General features: G+C 48.5%; 1 protein-coding gene. It reads left to right on the top strand.

Annotated features, from left to right (window positions below):
• Positions 1–1,485 (top strand): hypothetical protein (locus ACFEL9_RS26055; protein WP_385896324.1); only part of this gene is annotated, 1,485 nt, incomplete at both ends.

Raw genomic sequence — 1,485 nt, 5'->3', positions numbered from 1 at the left:
GCAGCGGGAGCTGCTGCCTGTGCTGCACTGACCGATGGTGTTAACGATTTTGTTCAGACGGCATCTTTTCCTGATGTAATTGGCAATCCCGGGAAACCAACTCTTGGCGCTCCAAACGTGGATGCCAATATAGCTTGCTTTGAAAGCTATATCAAACCTAATACAGGAGGCGTTATCAGGTATGGAGACAGAACAATTGAAATAAGAGGTAATGCAGCCATCAGCAACGTTACAGTATCCTTTATTGCCTACCAGGGTAGTGGTAAAGACCTGGCAGAATATCTTCTTGAATGGACCTCTTCTTCCGACATAGTGATGATCCGTTTTGCCACCCGGCTTGCTGCCGGAAATGGAACCTGCGGCTATGGCTCCGGCCAGGGAGCAGGAAGCATCAGTGGCGGACCTTACCACGTTACACTGGAAAGACTGGATGATGTGAATGATCCGAATGATAATGCGCCTGAACCCGGCGTTTCTTTGGGTAGCCAGGATAACCAGATCATGTCTAATGCCATCCAGATCCCGGCTCCTACCTGTGGTCTTACTCCAGGTTCATCAGGTTGCACCAATACTGCCACCAGCTTTAATGTTACCTATTCCAGCACAGATGCAGCGGGTGCAACGGTTAAATTCTATTTCACCAGCAATACGGCTGGCGCCAAACTACCCAATGGTGTTACGGCCGTTGGTACTGGTGACTGTGCTAACAAGGTTAATTTTTATTCTGTGGTAGCTGATGTTGACGGAAATGCAACTATCGCAATAACTCCTTCAGGAACCGCCTTTACAGCAGGTAGCTTTAAGATTGGTGCTTGTGTAACAACGGGCAGTGGCACTACTACCTGTGAACAAGCAACCGCTACCGTTATAGATGAAGCTTCAGTAGTAGCCAAAGTAGATGGCAATGTAACAACAGCCCAAGCTCCGGCCACACTCAATTCAAACCAGGCAAATCCTTCAGCTGCTTTGACCGCCGAGGGTACTTTAAATGGTACACAGGATAATTCGCTTTTCAGCAGCTTCACATGGGCGGCTGTATCCGGAAATAATGCCACCAATTCAAATCTCAGCTCTACAAGCGGTGCCAGTGTCACCTTTACTCCTACTGCTTTAGCTGCCGGTGGCTTTGTAACCGGTCTTTATATTTTTGAAGTAACAGCAACTTCAACTGCCAACAGTTGTGTCGCTACTGCCAGGGTCTATATCGATGTGACAGGTGGTGCCAGCTGCCCGGGTGTCAGTGGACCAACACCGGTTTGCGCTAATTCCCAGGATCTCACTTATACTGCAGGTCTGGCCAGCCCAGGTGATTTCTTAACCTATGTATGGTCGCTTGACCCAGCCAATGGCGCTACTATTGACGGAGCCAATGAAGGCGTTTCTTCAATCACTGTTGATGCAGGAACAGGAGACTTTACAGTCATTCTAAAAATAAGAGCAGCAAACGGTACCGTCTATGACTTCGCCAATTGCCATTACCCGGTA

The organism is Terrimonas alba, assembly GCF_042434975.1.
Taxonomy (GTDB): Bacteria; Bacteroidota; Bacteroidia; order Chitinophagales; family Chitinophagaceae; genus Terrimonas_B; species Terrimonas_B alba.
Note: the sequence above shows the minus strand (reverse complement) of the source record. Positions and strands in the feature narration are given on the sequence as shown.